The 1996-nt window shown below is 75.4% G+C and carries 1 protein-coding gene and 1 pseudogene; one reads left to right on the top strand and one right to left on the bottom strand.

Going from position 1 to position 1996, the window contains the following annotated elements:
* Positions 1 to 589, top strand: a pseudogene (locus AC5LSR_RS19525) (hypothetical protein); the annotation flags it as partial.
* On the opposite strand, the gene AC5LSR_RS19520 reads toward AC5LSR_RS19525, so the two are convergent.
* Positions 498 to 1481, bottom strand: a complete 984-nt coding sequence (locus AC5LSR_RS19520; RefSeq protein WP_493468781.1) for a hypothetical protein — start codon at positions 1479 to 1481, stop codon at positions 498 to 500. The pseudogene AC5LSR_RS19525 and the gene AC5LSR_RS19520 overlap by 92 nt on opposite strands.
* Positions 1482 to 1996 lie beyond the last annotated feature (515 nt).

Genomic DNA, 1996 nt, shown 5'->3' with positions numbered 1-1996 from the left:
TGTTGATGATCTTACTGTTGGCGCCGGTCCTGCCGCCGCTGGCGCCGTCGCCGGCTCGACCGCTGATGCCTGCCCTGCCCCGGGCCCGGGAGCGGCCGTCGGTGCCGGCTCGGCCGTGGGGGCGGCGGCGGAGGCGCTGGACCTCGCGGCGGCCCGCACCGGGCTGGACGGCCAGGCCACCGGCATCGGCCCGGTATCCGGGACGGGCCCTGGCGGCCCGGATCAGGCCGGTGTGCCCTCCTTCACCGGCCCGGGAACCGGGGTGGGCCCGGGCGGTGCCCGGGCGGCCCATCCGGCCCCGTCACGTCGCTGGATCCGGCCTCGCCAGCCCGCCGCGGCGGTCGAAGGACGCCCGGCCTCGTCACGTCGGTGGATCACTGTCGGGCTGCCGGTGATCTGCCTGATCTCGCTCGTGATCTACCCGATCCGGTACGACGACCTGCTCTCGGGGCAGGTCTTCGCGAGCCTGCTGCTGGTGGTGCGCAACCTCCTGCTGGTCATCGTCTGCTGGTCCGCCGTCGGCGAGGTCGCGCGAGCAGTGCTGCCGCGCCCAGGACGACGGTTCCGGCGGCCACGGCCGCGATCATGACTGCGGGTGCGGACGCCCGGCCCAGCAGGGCCCAGGTCGGAGCCAGCGACGCCAGTGACGTCACGCACAGCACCACCGACGTGACGATCACCAGCCGGCGCGCCGCCGCGGATCCGCCGCTGGCGGCGATGACAGCGAGCGCCGGAACAACTGGCGCCAGATACCACGGGTAGACGACTGGGCTGCCCAGAGCGACCGCCATCCCCCCAGCCCCGACGATGGCGACATCGTCCGGCACGCACCCTCGCGCCGACACCGACGTGCCCGCCACCGCAACGGGCAGCGCCGGGGCGAATACCGTCGAAGTGGGCGGTATCAGGCCGTGCACCGCCGGAACCGGCGTTACTGGGACCTGCTCCGTCGGAACTGGCAGTACTAGGACGTGCTCCGCCGGAACCGGCGGTACTGGGACGTGCTCCGTCGGAACTGGCAGTACTGGGACGTGCGCCGCCGGGCTGGGCGCTGTGGGGCCGGGCGCTGTGGGGCCGGGTGTCACCGGGCTGGGCACTGTCGGTCCGGACGGCGCTGGGGCGGACGACAGCGCCGGCGCGTGCGGGCGCGGGGGCAGGCATGGCCTGCGCCAGGCGCGCACGAGGAGCCAGGCGACGACAGCCGCCGCGATGACCAGCGACACCGCCCGCCCGGCGGCGAGCGCCGTCCCGGCCTGATCGCCGGAATCCCACGGGCCCGGCAGGTTCAGCGGGCCCAGCAGGCCCAACGGTAGCCGGATCAGGTGGGCGAGCAGCGCGGCGGGGGCGATGCCGGTCCGCGACTGCCCGGAGGTGGCCAGCGCACCGATCCAGGTCGGGCCGAAGCCGGCCGCGACCATGCTCACCGTCATCGTCACCGCCGCGACCGAAAGATCGAGGAGAACGCTCCTCGCGCCGGCCACGACCGTTGACCGGCGGGGGAGGGACACGCGCGGAAGGGATGCTCCGCCGTCCTCGTCACGGTTTCCGCGGCCGTTTCGGCCGCGGCTGGCAGCGACCCTCTCGGCGCGGCTGGCAGCGACATGTTCGCGCAGGTGGATGAGGACCAGCGCGGCAAGGACGAGAAATGCGGTGACCTTGATCGTCCCAGCGAGGCCGGCAAGCGCGACCGCGCCACACCGCAGCACACCCGCCCGCGCCGGCCACCGGAACCGCGGCCACCAGCGCGGCCGTGCCGGCCACCGGGGCCGTGCCGGCCACCGGGGCCGTGCCGGCCAGTGGGACTGCGGCCAGTGGGACTGCGGCCACCGGGACCGCGGCCAGTGGGACTGCGGCCAGTGGGACTGCGGCCACCGGGACCGCGGCCAGTGGGACTGCGGCCAGTGGGACCGCGGTCGGCGGGACTGCGGCCAGTGGGACCGCGGCCACCATAGGGGCCGCCGCGGCCGCCGGTACCCCGCCTGCTCCTCCCCCAGCC

It is taken from the genome of Protofrankia sp. CiP1_Cm_nod4, assembly GCF_982290645.1.
This window is presented reverse-complemented; position numbering and strand designations above follow the sequence as displayed.